Genomic DNA, 19,889 nt, shown 5'->3' with positions numbered 1-19,889 from the left:
TTTTTTCGTTTAAACTGAGTCAATTGTGCTTAAAAAAGCTTAAGGTGTCACGGTTACCTCTGCCGAACCAGATACCGTTTCCATAGTAGCTGTCACCGTGGCGTGACCCACACCTTCGGCGCGAATCACATCTTGATGGCCATAGGCGATGCTATCATCACTTGAGCTCCAATCGACATATTTAGCGTAGTCATACACATCACCATTACTATAGGTCACCATCACCTGTACCTCTGCATAGCCACCGTTTTTAAGTGTCAATTCATTTGGAATAATTTCGATACTTTCAGGCATGTTCGGTACAGCTTTAAGCGATAAACTATCACTAAATCCAGCGTAATCTGCCGAAATGCTGGCCGCTCCATCTTGGCTCACTCCCATGGCCTGCCCTGCTCTCGAACTCCCCGTTTGGATCGTGACGATCTGGGGACTATCACTCTTCCAGTTAGCGTCTAAGGTGACATCTAGCACGGTTCCATCAGAGAAGTAAGCGTGGGCATAAAACTGGGTTATATTCTCCAAGTAAACAGTATCGACTCGTGGAGTTATCTCTATTCGCTCTATCACAGCCGCAGTAACCTGAACATTTACGCTATCAACAATATCCTCAAATTGCGCACTGATCTCACTGCTGCCCACTTTGTTCGCACTCGCTGTTCCACCATCAATACCCGAGGTGACGATATGCACCACATCAATATCACTAGAAGACCAAGTTGCAAGTTCAGTTACATCTTCATCGGGCCTATCGATATAGGCAGCAATCGCCTGATAACGCCCTTTAGTGCCAACAGGGGCCGATAAGTTATCGGGCGTGACCGTGAGTTTGGTCACCAGAGAGTTAACGACACTCACCAGGGCTTCACCGTAGAGATCGTGATAATAGGCTTCTACATTCGTCATGCCTTGCGCTTCACCTTTAATGACCCCTATTGCTGATACTGTCGCAATCTCGGGATTTTCAGTACGCCAGGCACTCAGTAAAGTGACATCTTTATATCTCACACCACCAACCGCATCACGGTAAACTGCTAGCGCTGTTAACGGCTGAAAAGCCCCGACCTCGACTAAAGAGTTAGCAGGCTCGATGTTAATCCCTAAATATTCAACATCTGTAACGTTAACCTTGGCTTTCCCGGTATGGGATTCAAAGGTTGCCATAACATTCCCTTCGCCATGACTAATGCCACTTACTAAGCCAGCCTTTTCGCCACTGAGCACCACATTGGCAACAGAGTCGTTATCTATGTTCCAGGTCGCAATTTTTGTTACATCTTCGCTGTGTCCATCACTATAGAATGCTTGGGCTTTATATTGCTGCTTTTCATTAATATTGACCCTAGCGTCCGCCGGAGTCACCTGTATCTCTAACAGCTCAACCTGCTTCACAAACAGAGATGTCGCAGCTATTTCACCTAAAAACGCTGCTTGAATTTGGGTCTGCCCCGGTTTTATCGTATAAGCAATTCCCTGCTCATCAACAGCGGCAATATCAAGCTTTGAGCTTGTCCAACGAGCTTCAAGGGTGACATTTTTACTTGTATGATCAGAGAAGCTTGCGAAGGCTTGATAGGGTTGCTTGAGACCCGCTGGAATAGTTTTATCATGGGGGAAATATTAAGTTCGATAACAACAGCATCGGTCACTTTTGCGTCCGCAGATGCAGTTAATGAGTCGTAGCTAGCAGTAACACGGGCTTCGCCAACTTCGGCGGCTAAAGCATTACCCGCACTCGCCCCCGTTTGCGTTATTATGATCACAGCTTGATTTGATGTTGACCAAGTTGCATTGCGAGTTACATCGATAACTTGACCATCGGAAAAGTATGCGCTGGCTTGATATGTTCCCATAGTGCCTTTGGGATACACACCTTCTGTAGGCGTCACGACTAAGTCTTCAAGTTGTGCAGCAATAACATTAACGCTTGTGCTGTCATTAAGGCTCACATCTGCGTAATTAAGCGTTGCGTTAACATTTGTGATGCCAAGTTCATTGCCTGTAAGAAACGCCTTACTGTCGATAGAAGCTATTTCAGGTGTGGCTGTCTGCCAAGTCGACTGAGCTGTGACATCGATACTATTACCGTCATCAAGTTGCAGATAGGCTTGATACTGCAGACTCGTTCCTCGAGGTAAAGCTTGATCTAGCGGAAAGATAATTAATGCTGCAGGCTGTGCATCTAAAACAACCAAGCTTGCCAGTGCGCTCTGTTGTTTAAAACTCGCGCTCACTTGTGTTACACCTTGGTTGAGCCCTGTCGCAACCCCTTTCGAGTTAACTTCATTGGATATACCTGCTATGGCACTATGCATCACCCCCCATTTAACATCATTAGTGACATCTTGCTGATGTCCATCAGAAAACGATGCTAATGCACTATATGCTTGCGTCAATCCAACCAATATTTCAGCTTGCCCGGGCCGAACACTCAAATGCGTTAATGGCGCATCAGTTACAATTAGAGTCGCGATATCGGTTAGGGGCTCTCCACCTTGCAGCTCTGATGCAAAGGTGGCCATAACTTGAGTCTGCCCGCCGCCCAAGGCGGATGCGATACCACCTTGCGATACTGTGGCTATCTGTTGTTCAGCCGTCGACCAGGTAACTGCTTGCGTCACATCCTTGCTCGTTCCGTCACTGTAGGTCACTATTGCCGAATAATTATCGCTTGTATTGAGTGCCAGCGTATTTAGCTCAGGTGTTATATCTAGAGCCATTGCATAGGCAGGGCATGGATTATCGGGGCCACCACAGGCTCCCGTAGGAAAACCATCGTCATCGCCGCCACAACCAGCGATAACGAGCAATGTGAATAACATCAACAGACGTTGTAGCTGTTTAAATATCAACATATTTAGATCTCCGGCTTCATTTCTGATGTCGTTGATTGGATGTGTATTAACACTCGGCGGTTTTCATGGCGATGCTCAGAAGTATCGTTTTTCATTACCGGGAATTGCTCACCAAACCCATGCACCTCTATCTGCTCGGGTTTTATGCCCGCCGCAATTAAATCGTCGGCGACAGCTTGAGCCCTACGCTCCGATAGGGCTTGATTATAAGCTGCGGCACCTGTGGAGTCGGTATACCCTTTAATGTTCGCTATAGCTGTTGGTACTTGATTTAGTCGTTCAATCACCGCTGTTAAAGAGTCTGAATTGGTTAACTCGCTGCTATCAAAATCAAATAAGCTGGTTACCGTTAATGCTGGGAACACAACCGGCTTAGCTGTTACAGGAATAACTTTCTCAGGCAATGTAATCGGCTTTTCCTTTACCTGCGATACACTTGCAGGCTTTTTTTGACCGAAGCGATAGCTAATACCTAACGTCGTTAAGTGACCATTGCTACCACCTATTAGGTCACTACCTAGCTTATCGATATACTGATATTCGAGTCGTGCTACCCATGAAGGCGATATCTGATACGCTAATCCAGCTCCTAGCATTGGGGCCCAACCTGAGTCTGAATTACGGCTATAAGGACCTTGATTATCACCATCCCAATAAAAACTTCCCGCCTTTGCAAATAGCTCAAAATCTTCACTTAAACCAAACCGAGTTACCGCCGATAGCTCCCAACCTTTCATGCTGCCAACATAAGTATTGTTGACGGCACTTTCTGAGTAGCCAGAGACTGCTTCGCCTAAATCGAGGTAAGCTGTCTCAAAACCCAGATACTGCCACGCTTGGTAACCAGCAAAACCACCAAAACCAACATAATTACCGTCACAACTTACGCTCCAACTTTCACAAGCATTTTGATAATGCATCTGACCGGCCTTTGCCCCGAGGTAAAAATAAGGGGCGAATTCATTTGCAGGTTCAGAACTATCAGCTTCTGCCGCATAAACTGAGCCTAGAGACTGATATAGCAGAGTAAAAAAAACAATGGAGACATTAGCCTTCAAACTCAGTTTAAACATGCCCTACTCCTTGATAACAACGCTTTACAAACTGGGTGCATAACCAAACACAATAACCCAAGCACGCCACAACACCCTATTAGTCGCAACAATAATCCGTATTAGCACTACTTATCAATCATTTATTCAATAACTTGATTAATAACTTATTTCCTCACAAACCAAGGCTCTTGCTATCAAGATTCTAAGGTCTATAAAACGGCAATCTTCAAAGAGAAGTACCGAGATTTACCTCTAGGGGGGGATTCGCTATCATAAGCGGTCAAATTAAAACAAGGTGACTCGAAAAATGAAGATGGTTTTAGCTGTTGTGGTAATTGCTTGTGTTGTGTTTTACTTTTTTTCGTCAATGAACAACCAGAAAGCGGCCAAAGAAAATATCGCCTTAGGCAATGCATTCCTTGCCGAGAATAAGCTAAAAGATGGCGTAACAACCACAGCTTCAGGACTGCAGTATCAAGTTCTTGAACCCGGTACTGGCACTGTACATCCAAAGGCGAGCGACACAGTTACCGTGCACTATCACGGCACCTTAATCGATGGCACTGTTTTCGATAGCTCTGTTGAACGTGGTGAGCCAATTGCATTCCCACTTAATCGTGTAATTAAAGGGTGGACCGAAGGTGTACAGTTGATGGTTGTGGGTGAGAAAGCGCGCTTCTTCATTCCAAGTGAGCTGGCTTATGGTAATCGCAGTGCAGGCAAAATTTCCGGCGGATCAACCCTGATTTTTGATGTTGAGCTAATCAGTATCGATTAATAACTTACTTTACCTGATTAAAAAGAAAGCCCGAATGGTTAAGCATTCGGGCTTTTTGTTTGGCATTAATTTAAAGTATTACGCTTCGTAACCAAATGGCTCATCGATTGAGTGTGCAGGTTTTGTAAACCACACAAGTCCTTGCTCTGTCATATACTCTTGTTTAGAGAACGGTCTTCATGACGTACGCCGAATTCACCCGGTACACACAACAATTGATGCCTCGTTACTTATAACAAGGCGTCTCACTATAGTTACTGGAGTATTACGCTTCGTAACCAAATGGATCATCGATTGAGTGTGCAGGTTTAGTGAACCACACTGGGCCTTGCTCTGTCATATAGAAGTGATCTTCATGGCGCACGCCGAATTCACCCGGTACACACAACATTGGCTCATTACTAAAACACATGCCCGCTTCTAGCGGAGTATGATCGTTTAGTACTAAATATGGCCATTCATGGATATCTAGACCCACGCCGTGACCTGTACGGTGTGGCAGACCTGGCACATCGTAACCTGGGCCAAAACCAGCCGCTTCAAGCACATCACGGGCAGCGCGATCAACACTGGCACAAGTTGCGCCAATCTGAGCCGCTTCAAAGCCAGCAATTTGTGAGTCTTGCTCAAACTGCCACAACTCACGTTGACGTGGGCTAGGCTCACCAAAAACGTAAGTACGAGTAATATCAGAGTTATAGCCATGAAGCTGACAACCAGTATCGATCAATACGGTATCATTAAGATCCAATGCTTTAGGTGACTTAACGCCGTGCGGGTAGGCACTGTCTTCACCAAAAAGAACGATACAGAAGTATGAACCAGCAGGAATACCAACCTTAATGTGCGCCGCATTGATAAAGGCTTCCACTTCGCTAGTGGTAATGCCTTCATGTAAAATACGTGCTACCGCTTTATGCACTTCCATTGTCATATCTTTAGCACGTTGCAGAAGACTTAGCTCTACAGCCGACTTGATCATACGACAACCCGCTGTAACAGGCTTAGCGTTGACATAGTTATACTGTGGGTGCTCTTGACGTACACCGTCGAAGATAAAGAAAGCCGCAGATTCATCGATACCGATATCACCCGATGCAATTCCCATCTTAGCTAATACATTGCCAAACAGTGCAAATGGGCTTTCATCTTCTTGCCAAGTGTTAACTTTGCCGCCAATGACCATGTAGCCATTTAACGTATCAACCTCAAATGCCGGAGCGATATATTCAACATCGCCCTTTGCAGGAAGAATTGCCCCCACCATGCGCTCGCTAGCATACCAACGCGTGCCGGTGTAATAGTAAAGGTTAGTGCCTGCATTCAGGTAAATAGCGGCAATTCCCTGCTCGCTCATGATGGCTTGCGCCTTAGCGATACGAGCTTGATACTCTTCACGACTAATGGCCTCAACGCCTTGAGTCATATCGGTTAACTTTGCTAATTCCTGCTCTGCGGTAGAACCGCCAACACCTATGGTCATATGCTTACCCTTCACTTTTAATAATTTTGAACCTAGCAAAGCCTGATACTTGCGAGTATCAAACAAGGCTCTATCTATTGTTCTAAAAACAATGGCACTCTTAAATATGCCTCACTTTCTAGCATAAAATATACAAAGCGTCAGTAACAATCAGTAAAAATGCAAATAACTACTGATAAAAATACGACAAAAGTGGCTAACAATTAGCGCTTAATGATTTGATAGCGCTTTGGTTCTACTCCATTTCCACCATGTAATAAGCAGTACCTGAGCCACAATTAGAGGTAAGCAGCTTAGCAACAAAACATTCCAACCTAACAGGTGGATCACCCAGCCCGCACTCAGCGATGCCATAGCTTGAGCGCCGAATATAAAGGTGTCATTAAAAGACTGCACCTTGTAACGTTCAGTCTTCGCATAACAACGAGGTAGCAAGGCTGTCCCCGCCACAAAGAGGAAGTTCCAACCGATCCCAAGTAATACCAAGGCGGCCCAATAGTTAAGTAGATCTCGACCAATGACCGCCGTGATAATGGTAACAAGGTAAGCAAGCAACCCCAGTAGCATCATCTTGGAGACACCCAAGCGAGCCACCAAGGCTCCGCTAAATAATGAAGGCAAGTACATGGCAATAATATGGCTTTGGATCACCCACTTGGTATCCGCAAGCGAGTGCTGCTCGACATGATGCATATGCAGTGGTGTCGCCGTCATCACAAAGCTCATCATGGCATAACCTAGAGTCGCTCCCGCAATTGCCACCCAAAGTTGTGGCTGCGCTAAAATCTCCGTTAGCGAACGGGCATTATTTTCCACTCGCTGAGAGTCACTGCTTGTTTCGCATTTCGGCTCACGATAGAAGCTCAAAATCACCGCCGCAACTAGGCTCACTAACGTCAGCAACAAAAATGCTCCCACATATGTTTGTTGCCAAAGCAGGCTACCCCAAACGGCTAATTCAGGCCCGATAACGGCAGCAGCAAGCCCCCCAAGCAAGACTCTAGAGGCGGCCTTTGCCACCAGTTCCTCACTTACCGACTCCATTGCCGCAAAACGATATTGTTGCACTACAGCCCCCGCCGAACCTAGCATCACGCCACTCAAACAAAATAAGATAAAGTTTTGCTCCGACGTCGCCAGCGCTGCAACAAGCCCAGAACTGGCTGCCAGCAACGCCCCGCCAACAAACACAGGCTTGCGACCAAAGCGCTGCATCAACCTAGATACAGGCAGCACCGACAAGGCAAGTCCTACCACCATAGAGGCTATCGGCAGAGTCGCTAACTCAGGCGACGGCGCAATTTGGGCGCCAATCAATCCTCCGAGTAACATCATCATAGGAGTGGCACTCATGGCAAACGCCTGTGCTAGTGTTAATAGCCAAACATTAAATGGCATACGATTCGCGCTTCCTTATTGCAGTTTTTATCTTAGTTAACCCTATATTATCTAGAGCCAGTGTGGCAGGTTCGGGGCGCTTTATAAATCATTCGTCCAATTTGCTTCACACCTTTGCAGCTACAAATATCCAGCCCTTCCCCTCCCAAGCAATGGTCCTTTGTGGTACTCTCCGCGCTAAATTCGTACAAAAATAAACAGCCTCTAGCCCAGTAAAAGACTCGCTTTAGCGCTGATAATGGAGTTTGAATGTCAAATACAATTGCAGCACGCCTTGATGCCATCCGCACAGAAATGGCCAAATCCAACCTCGATGCCTTTATCATTCCCCGTGCCGATGAGTACTTGGGCGAATACGTACCCCAGCATAATGAACGTATGTTATGGGCCAGTGGATTTACCGGTTCTGCCGGGGTGATTATCGTCCTTAAGACTCGCGCCGCTATCTTTATCGATGGCCGTTATACCGTGCAGGTTCGCCAGCAGCTAGATGCAAACTTATTTGAGTTCCTAAGCTTACACGACACCCCCCAGGCCCAGTGGTTAATAGAACAACTTGGCGAAAATGCGCAAGTGGGCTTTGACGCCCGTTTGCATACATTGGCTTGGTTTAACCAAACCCATAGCGAACTCGCTAAGGCGCAAATCCAGCTAACGCAAGTTGAGCAAAACCCCATTGACCTAAATTGGAGCGACCGACCATCTCCTGCGTCTGAGCCAGTTATGCTATTTAGCGAACAAAGCGCGGGGCGAAGCAGCCTTGATAAGCGTACAAGCATTGGCTTAGAGATCAAGAAACAGGGCGCCGATGTCGCTATCATCTCGGCACTCGATTCTTTTTGCTGGCTGCTCAATATTCGCGGTAAAGATATTCCATGCTTACCTGTAGTTTTAGGCACGGCGCTGTTACGTGCCAATGGCGATATGCTGCTATTTACCGATATCAACAAGCTGCCGGATAACATCCATGCTCACGTTGGTGAAGGCGTAAGCTTTAAGCATGAAGCTGAATTAGCGGCAGAGTTGGCAACACTCGCTGGCACTAAGGTATTGGCAAGCCCTGAGAGCTGCAACGCCTGGCTGCAACTGACAGCACAAGCGGCTGGGGCGCAATTAATTGCGGGCAACGATCCCGTCGCCCTGCCTAAAGCGCAAAAAAATGCCGCTGAACTTGCAGGCATGAAGGCCTGTCACATTCGCGATGGTGTATCAGTGAGCCGCTTCCTTGCTTGGTTAGACCGTGAAGTTGCTGCCAATCGACTTTATGATGAAGCGCTACTGGCCGATAAACTAGAAAGCTTCCGCTTAAGCGACCCTCAGTACCAAGAGCCAAGCTTCGATACCATTTCTGCTACAGGCGCCAATGCCGCCATGTGCCATTACAATCATAACAACGGCACACCAGCACAGATGCAGATGAACAGCATCTACCTTGTTGACTCTGGTGCTCAGTATTTAGATGGCACCACAGATGTCACTCGTACCATTGCTATTGGTGATGTCACCGACGAGCAAAGAAAGATGGTGACTCTAGTGCTCAAGGGGCATATCGCAATTGATCAAGCTAAGTTCCCTAAGGGCACTAGCGGCATGCAGCTTGACTCGTTTGCTCGCCAATACCTATGGCAACACGGCTTTGATTTTGACCACGGAACCGGTCACGGTGTTGGCCACTACCTGAGTGTGCATGAAGGCCCACAAGGCATAGCTAAAGCTCGCTCCAACGTGGCGCTGCTCGAAGGCATGGTGTTATCTAATGAGCCGGGGTACTACCGCGCAGACGAGTTTGGTATTCGTTTAGAAAACTTAATCGTAGTTCGACCTTGTGAAGCTCTTGCCAATATCGAGCGTGAAATGCTGGAGTTTGAAGCGTTGACTTTTATCCCGATGGACTTTCGCTTAATCGACAAGAGCTACTTAACGGATGCTGAACTTACCTGGTTTAATCAATATCATCAGCAGGTTAAAGACAAGCTAACGCCCTTTATGCAAGGTGATGATTTAGATTGGTTAAACAAGGTCACCGCAGCAATTTAGCCTAACTGTTAATCTGGTTAATCTGGTTAATCTGGTTAATCTGGTTAATCTGGTTAATCAACAAAAAAAATAAGAACCCAGCACCAACTGGGTTCTTTGCTTTAAAAGCGATAAACCACGAAGCGCTCACTTCGTGTCCTCTGTGGTCCATTCATATCTTTAAAAGTCATCAGTTTTCTCTAAGTAACGTCCTTAAGTGAATGGTATTAGCGCTTCGGCGCTGTTTTTATTGCCGTAAGCAGTCCCTAAATTGCAAAAGTGCAGGTTTTAATCTAATACCAGTCAGTATAAAAGTTTGCTATACTCCGCCACCGCCATTTTAATGGTATAGATAGATGCTAGCTTTACCTGTTAGTAATTGAATTGTTGAACATAGGACTCCTCAATCATGAGATTTGAATCTTTTAGTTTTGCTCCTGAGATTTTGCGCGCAATCTCTGAATGTGGTTATGAAAAAATGACGCCAATTCAGCAGCAAGCGATCCCTGCCGTTCGTCGCGGTCAAGATGTACTTGCTAGTGCTCAAACAGGCACGGGTAAAACGGCCGCTTTTGCATTGCCTATCTTACAAAAGATGTTAGATAACCCAAGCACGACGGGCCGTTCAAATGCACGCGCTTTGATCTTAACCCCGACTCGCGAACTGGCAGCTCAAATTGCCGATAACATCAATGATTATGCTAAGTACCTAGACTTGAAGGTCGTCACTGTATATGGCGGCGTGAAGATGGATAGTCAGGCGACTAAATTAAAACGCGGCGCCGATATCATTATCGCGACACCTGGCCGCCTGCTTGAGCATATTATTGCCTGTAACTTAAGCCTGTCTAACGTTGACTTCTTAGTCCTAGACGAAGCCGACCGTATGCTAGATATGGGTTTTAGCGCCGATATCCAAAAAATTCTGCAAGCCGTTAATAAGAAACGTCAGAATCTATTATTCTCGGCAACCTTCTCTACAGCGGTTAAACAGCTTGCTAACGAGATGATGGTTAAACCAAACGTGATTGCTGCTGACAAGCAAAACACCACTGCGATTACAGTAAGCCAAGTTGTTTACCCTGTAGAACAGCGCCGTAAGCGCGAACTATTATCTGAACTAATCGGCAAGAAGAACTGGCAACAAGTGCTAGTATTTACTGCCACCCGTGATGCTGCAGACAAGCTTGAAAAAGAGCTAAATCTAGATGGTATTCCAACTGCCGTTGTTCATGGTGAGAAGGCACAAGGTAGCCGTCGCCGTGCACTACGTGAGTTTAAAGAAGGTAAGATGCGCGTATTAGTGGCAACCGAAGTTGCTGCGCGTGGTCTAGATATTCAAGGCTTAGAGTACGTAGTGAACTACGACTTACCTTTCCTAGCTGAAGACTATGTGCACCGCATTGGCCGTACTGGTCGTGCAGGTAAGTCTGGCGTAGCCATCTCTTTTGTTAGCCGAGAAGAAGAGCGTACCTTAGCTGACATCGAGAAGTTAATCGGTCAGCAGCTTCGCCGTATCAGCATTCCTGGTTATGAAGTGGGTAGCCGCGATCTGCTTATCAAGCAACTACAGAGTCGTCGTAGCTTTGCCAAGAAACAACAGCGTGTCGATAATGCTGGCGCTCAGATGATTGCAGAGAAAAACATGCAAGGCCGCCGCGTCAAAGTGAAAAACTCATCACAGGCAAAAATTAAGAAGATAAAATAATCGCTGTACGGACACCGAATTATTTTATAAACAAAAAAGGCACCATTTGGTGCCTTTTTTAATCACAATGATAAACCTTTATACAAATACTTCGTTCTTCATAGATCGAGCGGATAGCGTTTGATATTGGAAACACAAGTTAGTTTTATACTTATCCCCCCATTAGGTATAATCCCTTGCCGTCTCTTTTATCACTTCACACGGCGGAGAATTCATGTCAGATATCACCTATAACCAAGCTGTTTTAGAGTTCGCCATTGCGGGACTCGAAGCACTTTCAGAAGCTAGCGCTAAGAGTAGTAGCGTAAGAACACCGGCAGCTGAGAGTCATTTTCTTTGCAGCTGGATGGTCACCGCATTAAAGCAACGCACCTTTTCAAAGTTAGTTGCCGATGACTTGACCCTGTGGATCCGTCAGGGGCGTAGCATGGGTGCCGGCGCCGAACTAAAAATGCTTTTAGAGAAGATTAAGGCGCAATATAGCTACATTAGCGACAAGCAAGCAGGCTTAGGTCAATCCCTTAACGCCATGCTAACTGAGCTTGAAGGCCAAGAGTGGATAGTTATCACCGACCAAGAGGTGACTAAAAAGCTAAAACTCGATAGCGATGGCTGTAATAGCCTAGTTATTTCTGATGAGCAATACAGTCAGCGCATTGAAGGGGATGAGATTATTAAACCTATCACCCTTTATGTTCGTGCCGATGAAACTGAGTTCGCTCAAATTGCTTATCGCCACGATTTGCTGCTAAGCCCTGGTAATAAGAAGAGTTCTTTGATTAAACATCACAAAGCCTATCAAGTCTGGCCCAAGAACCTACAACCTGCACTAACGATACTGCAAGCACTCTAAGCAGAACAGGATTTAAGTGTCAATCAAACATAAAAAGGCCTGCTGATGCAGGCCTTTTTGCTCTAGTTTAACTGAGCTTAAAAATTAAAACGTTACGCTGATCTCTTCGCTACAAGTAGATGTTCCAGCATCACACGCCTTATAGGTATAGGTTCCGCCACCATTAGTGCTAATGCTGTCGGTATACGTTGCTGAACTAGAGACGGTCCCGATTTCAGAACCGTTGCGGTAAACATCAACACTGCTACCCGCTGCGCCACTAAAGTTAAGATCCACTTTCTTAACTCCACGCTGCTTATAGCTGTCCGCAGTTACCGTCAGGCCATCACCCGCGCCAGTCTCTCCTCCACCGTCACCACCAGAGCAACCATTGGCCGTTAGGTATGCATCCGCAGCTGCCGCATCAACAATACCGTGTCCGAAGTAAACATCGTGACCACTTGCACCAGAGTCTCTTGCACTGGCATTTAATGCCGCGCGGATCTCCTCACCGGTACATTGGTTATGGTTAGACCAAACACGTGCTGCAATACCCGATACCGCTGGAGTTGCCATAGAAGTACCGCTCATAAAACCGTAATCAGATGTACCGATTGAGATATCAGCATTGCTTGCAGCGACGATAGCGGCTCTATCTTCAAGCCTAGCCCCGACAGCTGGAATCGTTGTCGCATTTGCATCACCTAGAGTGCCATACAACATACCCGACTCATTGTTAATGATAACGGCACCGACGCCACCAGAGTTTTCACAGTTAAGTACCTTGTCATGGAATGAGATTGCGCCGCGGTCGATAACACAAACCTTACCATTTGCACCAAAATCCGTCGCTTCAGCCGTGCCCATAAAGTATGTGCTACCCGATACAGAGCCCGCATTTTCCATCGACGAGCTCGCTAGAGGATTTCCATCAACACTCATATTAGATGCTGTTGCCATACCTGCTGGATATGTCGATAACGTATCCACACCGCCGGCTGCAATCTCAACACAGATACTGAGATCCGTGCGCTGCTTCTTGCCTCGGCCAGTTGTACAGCTTGGGAATTGAGAAAAGTCAGCAATCGCATCGGTCGCATCATTCGCTCCGATCATCATAACCGAAGGGTAACCAGCAGGGTATGAACGTACACTATTGCCATCGTTACCCGCAGCTGCAAGCACTAGTCCGCCAGCATCACTGAAAGACTGAAAGGCATTAGACTCGGTAGAGTTTGAACCTCCGCCCCCCAAACTCATGCTAATGATGTTAGCCCCTGCGTTGCTACATAGGTCTGCCGCATGGGCTAGATCCGATGAGTAACCCCAGCCATCGGCATTAAATACTTTGATGATATGCATATCGACGCCAGGCGCCATACCTACAACGCCGACATTATTATCTGCCGCGCCAATCGTACCCGCAACGTGTGTACCGTGTGGGCCACCATTTTGATCCCAGTCGCCGGTACCGCTATCGTTATCACCACTGATATTATTCCAAACGAAATCTTGATTACTTCTATCTAAACCTGAATCGATAACGCAGACCTTCATGCCTGCACTAGCATTGAAACCAATATCATTGACCTTTGATTGATAAACAGCATAAGGCGTGACTTGCTGGGTCATTGGGTTACCCGCATCATCACTAAACGACATAAGAAAACGTGGCTGATCCACCTCAACTAACTTAACATGCGGATTGTTGAGTAAACCTTTAACTTGAGATAGGTCTTTGCCAGAAAAAGTAGCCGCAATAAATCCATTACCGTCTAGGTTGAGCTCACCGCCCACTTTTTTAGCTAGGGCTTTTATAATCCCTTTTTTATCATTATCTACTTGAATAACATATCTTTCGCTTGCAGTTGCACCTGCAGAAACCCCCAAAGACAAGGCGACAAGGGCCGTAGCTACTTTTGTTAATCTCATATTTATTCGCTCCAAAATCATGGTATTAGGCCGTAAATCTAAGCCTAGTTATTATTAGCTTTTTAAACTTTTTTTTAGTGGTTTATTGGTCAAAAAAACCGGAATACAAAATCAAACTAGCACAGCACCTTGATGATAACAAATCATTAACAATCGTAATTAGATGTAACTACGCTTACAACTGAATATTAGTTCAAAGGTATTAGTCCCTAGTTCAGCGGGAGCGAGATAAAACAAATTCATCTATTTAACAGCGTTAATGAAACTGGAAGGTCTTGCCTTGCTCGAATTTAAACGCAAAAAAAATGAATACTAATGCTAAGTAAAATATTTTTGCCATGCTCATATTCGTCAACCGCGACTCGATGGATGCGAGCACTACTTTCACAGAAAAACACTTCATACTGTGTTTGAGTCACCGCTTATAACCTCGGGCAAATTAGCATTTTAAGCCGGTTTATGTGCTAGCATAACGGCAAATAACCGGATTAAAATCAGACAACATGAACGCCAAAAGCAACCCGCACTATCAAACTTTAGTTAATCACTTTCAAAGTATTAGTCACTTCGAACACCTGAGCGCATTGGGTGATTGGGATCAGGCGACTATGATGCCAATGGGAGGCGGTGAAGCGCGTGGCGCCGCAATGGCAGAACTTGCAAAACACATCCACTCATTGAAGACAGCTCCAATGTTGGCGCAGACAATTAGTGAAGCTGATGAGTTACCGCTGACAGAGCAACAAAAAGCCAATCTTACAGAGATGCGCTATCAGTACTTGCAAGCAAACGTGGTCCCTAGTGAATTGGTTGTAGCCAAAACGAAGGCAGCCTATCACTGCGAACATGCATGGCGTGAGCAACGTAGCAATAACGACTGGCAAGGCTTTAAGCCCAATCTTGAAAACCTGATGAGCCTAGCCAAAGAGGAAGCCAATATTCGCGCCGAGGCGCAAAACGTTAGCCCTTATGATGCCCTGCTAGATAAGTTCGAACCAGGCATGACTACGGCGAGTCTGGAGCAGATTTTTGGCAACTTAAAGAGTTGGTTACCCCAGTTAATCCAGCAGGTACAAGATAAGCAAAAGTCAGAAGCAAGTTTCACCATTCCAACGGCCAGCGCAGAAAGCCAGGCTAGGCTGGGTCGTGAGATCATGAATATCTTGGACTTCGATTTTAACCACGGCCGACTCGATATCAGTAGCCACCCGTTTTGTGGTGGTGTTGCCAGTGACGTACGTTTGACGACCCGTTACGATGAAGGCGATTTTACCAGTGGCTTAATGGGGATTGTCCATGAAACTGGCCACGCTAAATATGAGCAAGGCTTACCCTTAGCTTGGCGCGGTCAACCAGCGGGCCTTGCACGTTCCATGGCTCTGCACGAGAGTCAAAGTCTGTTCTGTGAGATGCAAGTTGGCCGTGGTCCCGCTTTTCTCAAGCTAATAGAGCCCTACCTAAGCTCTCTACTGGGTAGCCAGTTAACTCACGATCAATTAACCAATATCTACACCCGAGTCACTCCTGGCTTGATCCGTGTCGATGCCGACGAGGTCACCTACCCTTGCCATATTCTACTGCGCTTCGAGGCAGAGAAAGCCTTAGTTAGCGGCGAGCTTGCCGTGGCCGATCTTCCCGAATTCTGGTCATCGCAGATGCAGTCACTGTTAGGCATTAATACCGATGGCGATTATAAGAATGGCTGCATGCAAGATATCCATTGGGCGGTGGGTGAGTTGGGTTACTTCCCAAGTTATACCTTAGGGGCCATGTATGCAGCGCAATTTAGAAATGCGATGGAATGCGAACTCGGCTGCATGGAAAGCCTCATAAACTCTGGGAAGCTTTCCAGTGTCATGGGCTGGTTAAACGATAAAATTTGGTCTCAAGGTAGCCTACTGAGCATCGATGAGTTGATGCGTCAATCAACCGGTGAGACGCTCAACCCTGAACACTTTAAAAAGCATCTTATCGGGCGCTATCTTTAAGCACTAGATTTAAGCACTAGATTTAAGCACTAGATTTAAGTACTCGTAAAAAATATTACCACCTAAGTAGGACACTATATGAAGATCCGCCCTATTCAAGCCTCTGACTGGCCCCATATACTCGAGATCCAACTTGAGTGCTATCCACAAATAGAACCTGAATCACTCAGTGTGCTACAGAGTAAGTGGCAAGCCTCGCCCGATACTTGCTTTGTCATCGAATCACAATCTGTGGTGATAGGTTATTGCCTCGCTCACCCTTGGCTCAAAGATAGCCCGCCATCACTCGAACAGGTATTAGCTAACATCGACAGTCCTGACACCCTTTACCTACACGATATCGCGCTCTCCTCTTTATCTCAGGGTAAAGGAGCTGGCCGCCAAGTATTAACCGCGCTGATGAATTTAGCTCTTTCAAAGGGTTACCCAAGTATCTCCTTAGTAGCCGTACAAGGTGCTCATCATTACTGGGCCAAGCAAGGCTTTGAAATAAAAAAGATAGACAAAGATCTCAGCGGCTATACCGACGATGCCTGCTATATGGTTTATACCTTATAGCCGAGATTTGCTATCATAGGGGCAATTTCATTAGAGAAGCTAACCATGGCAACCAGAATTACCTATAAGTTTAAGAACCAAGCGAAAGAGATTAACTTTGCTTACGACAAGTTTCATGACATGTATGAGGCAGTTGCCGCAGCAGAAGGCATAGACTTAACCCAATACCTGATGATGGAGCAGCAGGTCGCCATGACCTCAAAGGGGTCATCAGCGGTAAGGGATTTTCGTGCTAAAGAGTTTGCTCGATTTGGCTTTAGCGACATCTACTATCATAAAGATGAACCAAAAAAGTCATAATATTTGAGCCTATAATCGCCATCAGCATCCAATAAACCTAATAATAAGTGATATCAATGACGACTACTTACATGCCCAATAACGAACACGCTAATTTTCCACGTGCTGGCTTTTTAAAGCGCTGCGGTGCCATCGTTTACGACCTATTGCTCGCCGTAGCCGTTTATATGGTGGCCGGTGCCATAGGTTTTGGTATTTTTATCGGCTTTACCAGCAGCGGCTTAATCGATATGGCGGGGTTTGAGCATGTGTCTGACCTGCTCAATGGCACGCCACTGTATAAAGGGATCTACCAGTCTTGGATTTTGGCCTGTGTTGGCTTGTTCTACATCAGTTTCTGGAGCAAGGGCGGTCAAACATTAGGTATGCGTGCTTGGCGCCTTAAGATCCAACACCCAAATGGACAAAACCTGAGTATGGTGACAGCTGCAGCTAGGCTTATTTGGTCTCTGCTTGGGATAGGTAATTTATGGATCTTGATTAACGGCGATAAGCTGGCTTTGCAGGATATGATGACTCGCTCAGAAGTGGTTGTGCTATCAAAAGATGCTAACCAGATGCGTAACTGGCACGGTGTTTAATCGCGAAGCGATTTAATACACTTAGTATAAGCGCAACAAAAAAGCCAATCACAGATTCCTCTGTTGATTGGCTTTTTTATGGCTGCGGTATAGCGCTTAAAACAACGCTACTTCCTAATATAGTAGAGTGCTCCAACACTGAAGATCAGCGCGGGCATACCGGCACTAATAAAGGCGGGCAAACCATAGACAATACTTAGCGGCCCGAAGATCTCACTGCAAATATAGAAGCTAAAACCAGCCACGACACCGAGTAACACTCGCGCGCCCATAGTGACGGTTCTCAGCGGTCCGAACACGAAAGAGAGCGCCACCAGCATCATTACCGCAACGGTTACGGGCTGCATTAATTTGCGCCACAGTGCTAATTCGTATCGCTCCGACGCCTGATTATTACTCTCTAAATAATCGAGGTAATCGAGCAACCCTTCTATCGATAACGCCTCTGGCTTAACCGATACCACACTGAGTTTCTCTGGAGTCAAGGAGGAGATCCACTTATCTTGTTCAAGATTAACTAACACTACCTGTTCATCTTTAAGTGTGGTTCTTCTCACATCAAATAGCTGCCAATATTTATCTCTATATTCAGCAGAGTCTGCATGAACCGTACTGGTTAAGTCCGTAGTATCACTAAACTCGTAGAGGGTAATATCTCGTAGATGATTGCTATCGACGACACCACCAATACTGACAAATAGCGGCCCGTCTTTAGCCCAGATCCCGCGATTAGACTCAATTAAACTGCCGCCTGAAACTTTAGTTCGCTTAATCTCTTTCGCGCGCAGTTCTGCAACTGGCGCAACCCACTCGGTGAGCATCATCACAAGGATCATCAGCGGAATAGCCGTTTTCATCGCCGACATGGTGATCTGCAAACGAGAAAGCCCCGATGACTGCATCACCACCAACTCAGAATTTGACGCCAGCATTCCCATACCGATTAAGGCGCCTAGCAACACCGCCATAGGGAAAAATAGCTCAATATCCCTTGGGATCAAAAACAATACATATACACCGGCATCCATCATGGTGTAACTGCCGCGTCCAACGACACGTAATTGATCGACCCACTTAATTATGCCTGACAGCCCTGTTAGGACTAGTAGAGCTAAAGATGAAGTACTAATCAGTATTCTGGCGATATAGAGATCTAATATTTTCATGCTTTGCTCGCCTTATTGCGCTTAAATAGGCCTGAAACTTTAGCTCCTAAAGGACGCTCTTTACCTAAAAGCAATATACCTATGGCAAGTGCGGAAGCATGGATCCACCACATACCTAAGTACTGAGGAATAACTCCATCTTCTAGTGATTTACGCCCCGCTACCATCAAGCCAAAATAACCCAAGTACAGCAAAATAGCCGGGAACATCTTAGCAAACTTACCCTGGCGGTTATTCACTCGCGCCATAGGCACAGCAATCAAGGTCATCAGTGGAATTGCCAGTGGTATCGCCAATCGCCAATGGAACTCAGCCGTGGCTTCAGGGCTATCGATATCCATTAGCTGACCAATAGGCATGGCAGACAGTTTACGGCGACGCTCATCTACTGCTTGCTCTTTAATCTGCATCTGATAACCACCAAATTCAACAACTTGATAGTCGACACGCTTAGGGTTGCCCTGATACTGCACCCCATCTTCTAACTGTAGACGCTGGCCGCCAATTTCATCTTCGACCACTTTACCGGTACGTGCCACCACTACGTTTGCCACACCGGTTTCGTCATCGGGATCTGGCAATTGGGCAACAAACACCTTATCTAATTGATTATCGCGACCAATACGCTCGACAAACAGCACGGCACGGCCGTTAGGGCTAGTCTGGAAGCGGCCCTGTGTTAAGGCAGCAAGTCCAGCTTCGGACTGAGCATGCTCCAGTACTTGATTCTGCCTCTCTTCCGCCCATGGCGCGACATAAATAGACAGGAACGCAGTAAACACCATGTTAATCACGGCAAGCAACAGAGTGATCCGAGTGATATACCACTCGCTGATGCCGACGCCATGAAAAATAACCATCTCATTTTCGGCGTACATACGCCCATGGGCTAATAAAATGCCCAAAAATAGACTTAGCGGTAAGACTAAAACGGTGAGAAATGGCATGTTAAGACCGAGTAGAGTCATAACAAGAGATGCAGGAAAGTCGCCATCGGAGGCATCAGCAAGCACACGCACAAAATGTTGGCTAATAAAAATAGCTAACAGCACTAAAAGTACCGCTATTTGTGCTTTAAAAACTTCTCGAATCAGGTATCTAAATACAATCACAGTGAGGATCCGGTCTCCAAAGTTTCATTTATACTGGTATCAATACAACTTTCATGTAGACTGTCTACTTTTAGTAGTTTTGTCACCAACAATTACATAACATGGCCAGGGAAAACACTCGAAAAGAAAG

General features: G+C 46.1%; 16 protein-coding genes. 8 read left to right on the top strand and 8 right to left on the bottom strand.

All coding sequences use genetic code 11. From position 1 onward, the window contains the following. Positions 1 to 39: 39 nt before the first annotated feature. The 3 genes from SPEA_RS04845 to SPEA_RS04835 form a co-directional block, all read right to left on the bottom strand. Complete coding sequence (locus tag SPEA_RS04845; RefSeq protein ID WP_150102205.1) at positions 40 to 1,359, bottom strand: Ig-like domain-containing protein; 1,320 nt, start codon at positions 1,357 to 1,359, stop codon at positions 40 to 42. Between the two features lie 92 nt (positions 1,360 to 1,451). Continuing rightward, positions 1,452 to 2,852 (bottom strand): Ig-like domain-containing protein, encoded by a 1,401-nt coding sequence (locus SPEA_RS04840; protein ID WP_012154186.1) that lies wholly within the window; start codon positions 2,850 to 2,852, stop codon positions 1,452 to 1,454. Between the two features lie 2 nt (positions 2,853 to 2,854). After that, entirely contained in the window at positions 2,855 to 3,925 is a 1,071-nt protein-coding gene (locus SPEA_RS04835) for an OmpA family protein (protein ID WP_012154185.1), read from the bottom strand. Positions 3,926 to 4,214: 289 nt separating this feature from the next. Between SPEA_RS04835 and bamJ the strand changes: the two genes are divergently transcribed. Next, a complete protein-coding gene (bamJ, locus tag SPEA_RS04830; RefSeq protein ID WP_012154184.1) occupies positions 4,215 to 4,685 on the top strand; it encodes a BamJ family beta-barrel-assembly machinery protein in 471 nt (156 codons plus the stop codon). A 265-nt stretch (positions 4,686 to 4,950) separates the two neighbouring features. Here bamJ and SPEA_RS04825 read toward each other — a convergent pair whose 3' ends face one another. Together SPEA_RS04825 and SPEA_RS04820 are read right to left on the bottom strand one after the other, a co-directional pair. Next, on the bottom strand, positions 4,951 to 6,168 hold the full coding sequence (locus tag SPEA_RS04825) for a M24 family metallopeptidase (protein ID WP_012154183.1): 1,218 nt from the start codon (positions 6,166 to 6,168) through the stop codon (positions 4,951 to 4,953). Positions 6,169 to 6,378: 210 nt separating this feature from the next. Then, positions 6,379 to 7,566: an MFS transporter gene (locus SPEA_RS04820; RefSeq protein ID WP_012154182.1), complete on the bottom strand. Its 1,188-nt coding sequence runs from the start codon at positions 7,564 to 7,566 to the stop codon at positions 6,379 to 6,381. 249 nt (positions 7,567 to 7,815) lie between these two features. Between SPEA_RS04820 and SPEA_RS04815 the strand changes: the two genes are divergently transcribed. The 3 genes from SPEA_RS04815 to SPEA_RS04805 all read left to right on the top strand — a co-directional run bounded on the left by SPEA_RS04815 (position 7,816) and on the right by SPEA_RS04805 (position 12,143). After that, complete coding sequence (locus SPEA_RS04815; protein WP_012154181.1) at positions 7,816 to 9,603, top strand: aminopeptidase P family protein; 1,788 nt, start codon at positions 7,816 to 7,818, stop codon at positions 9,601 to 9,603. A 388-nt stretch (positions 9,604 to 9,991) separates the two neighbouring features. Then, complete coding sequence (locus SPEA_RS04810; RefSeq protein ID WP_012154180.1) at positions 9,992 to 11,290, top strand: DEAD/DEAH box helicase; 1,299 nt, start codon at positions 9,992 to 9,994, stop codon at positions 11,288 to 11,290. A 214-nt stretch (positions 11,291 to 11,504) separates the two neighbouring features. After that, positions 11,505 to 12,143 (top strand): DUF2913 family protein, encoded by a 639-nt coding sequence (locus SPEA_RS04805; RefSeq protein WP_012154179.1) that lies wholly within the window; start codon positions 11,505 to 11,507, stop codon positions 12,141 to 12,143. An 84-nt stretch (positions 12,144 to 12,227) separates the two neighbouring features. On the opposite strand, the gene SPEA_RS04800 is transcribed toward SPEA_RS04805, so the two are convergent. Further along, the gene (locus tag SPEA_RS04800; RefSeq protein WP_012154178.1) at positions 12,228 to 14,054 is read right to left on the bottom strand and encodes a S8 family serine peptidase; all 1,827 of its coding nucleotides are present in this window, start codon (positions 14,052 to 14,054) and stop codon (positions 12,228 to 12,230) included. A 503-nt stretch (positions 14,055 to 14,557) separates the two neighbouring features. Between SPEA_RS04800 and SPEA_RS04795 the strand changes: the two genes are divergently transcribed. The 4 genes from SPEA_RS04795 (at position 14,558) to SPEA_RS04780 (ending at position 17,481) form a co-directional block, all read left to right on the top strand. Further along, positions 14,558 to 16,042 carry a carboxypeptidase M32 gene (locus tag SPEA_RS04795; protein ID WP_012154177.1) on the top strand — a complete coding sequence of 495 codons (1,485 nt, stop codon included), beginning with the start codon at positions 14,558 to 14,560 and terminating at the stop codon, positions 16,040 to 16,042. Between the two features lie 78 nt (positions 16,043 to 16,120). Continuing rightward, the gene (locus SPEA_RS04790) at positions 16,121 to 16,600 is read left to right on the top strand and encodes a GNAT family N-acetyltransferase (RefSeq protein WP_012154176.1); all 480 of its coding nucleotides are present in this window, start codon (positions 16,121 to 16,123) and stop codon (positions 16,598 to 16,600) included. A 45-nt stretch (positions 16,601 to 16,645) separates the two neighbouring features. Continuing rightward, positions 16,646 to 16,900 carry a DUF2960 domain-containing protein gene (locus SPEA_RS04785; protein ID WP_012154175.1) on the top strand — a complete coding sequence of 85 codons (255 nt, stop codon included), beginning with the start codon at positions 16,646 to 16,648 and terminating at the stop codon, positions 16,898 to 16,900. A 71-nt stretch (positions 16,901 to 16,971) separates the two neighbouring features. Further along, positions 16,972 to 17,481 (top strand): RDD family protein, encoded by a 510-nt coding sequence (locus tag SPEA_RS04780; protein WP_086024349.1) that lies wholly within the window; start codon positions 16,972 to 16,974, stop codon positions 17,479 to 17,481. 107 nt (positions 17,482 to 17,588) lie between these two features. Here the strand turns inward: SPEA_RS04780 and lptG are convergent, their stop codons facing one another. Next, entirely contained in the window at positions 17,589 to 18,647 is a 1,059-nt protein-coding gene (lptG, locus tag SPEA_RS04775) for an LPS export ABC transporter permease LptG (protein WP_012154173.1), read from the bottom strand. Beyond that, entirely contained in the window at positions 18,644 to 19,759 is a 1,116-nt protein-coding gene (gene lptF / locus SPEA_RS04770; RefSeq protein WP_012154172.1) for an LPS export ABC transporter permease LptF, read from the bottom strand. The genes lptG and lptF overlap by 4 nt, the downstream gene beginning before the upstream one ends. Positions 19,760 to 19,889: the final 130 nt, after the last annotated feature.

It is taken from the genome of Shewanella pealeana ATCC 700345, from assembly GCF_000018285.1.
GTDB lineage: Bacteria > Pseudomonadota > Gammaproteobacteria > Enterobacterales > Shewanellaceae > Shewanella > Shewanella pealeana.
The sequence above is the reverse complement of the archived record's forward strand: the minus strand, read 5'-3'. Positions and strand labels throughout refer to the sequence as shown.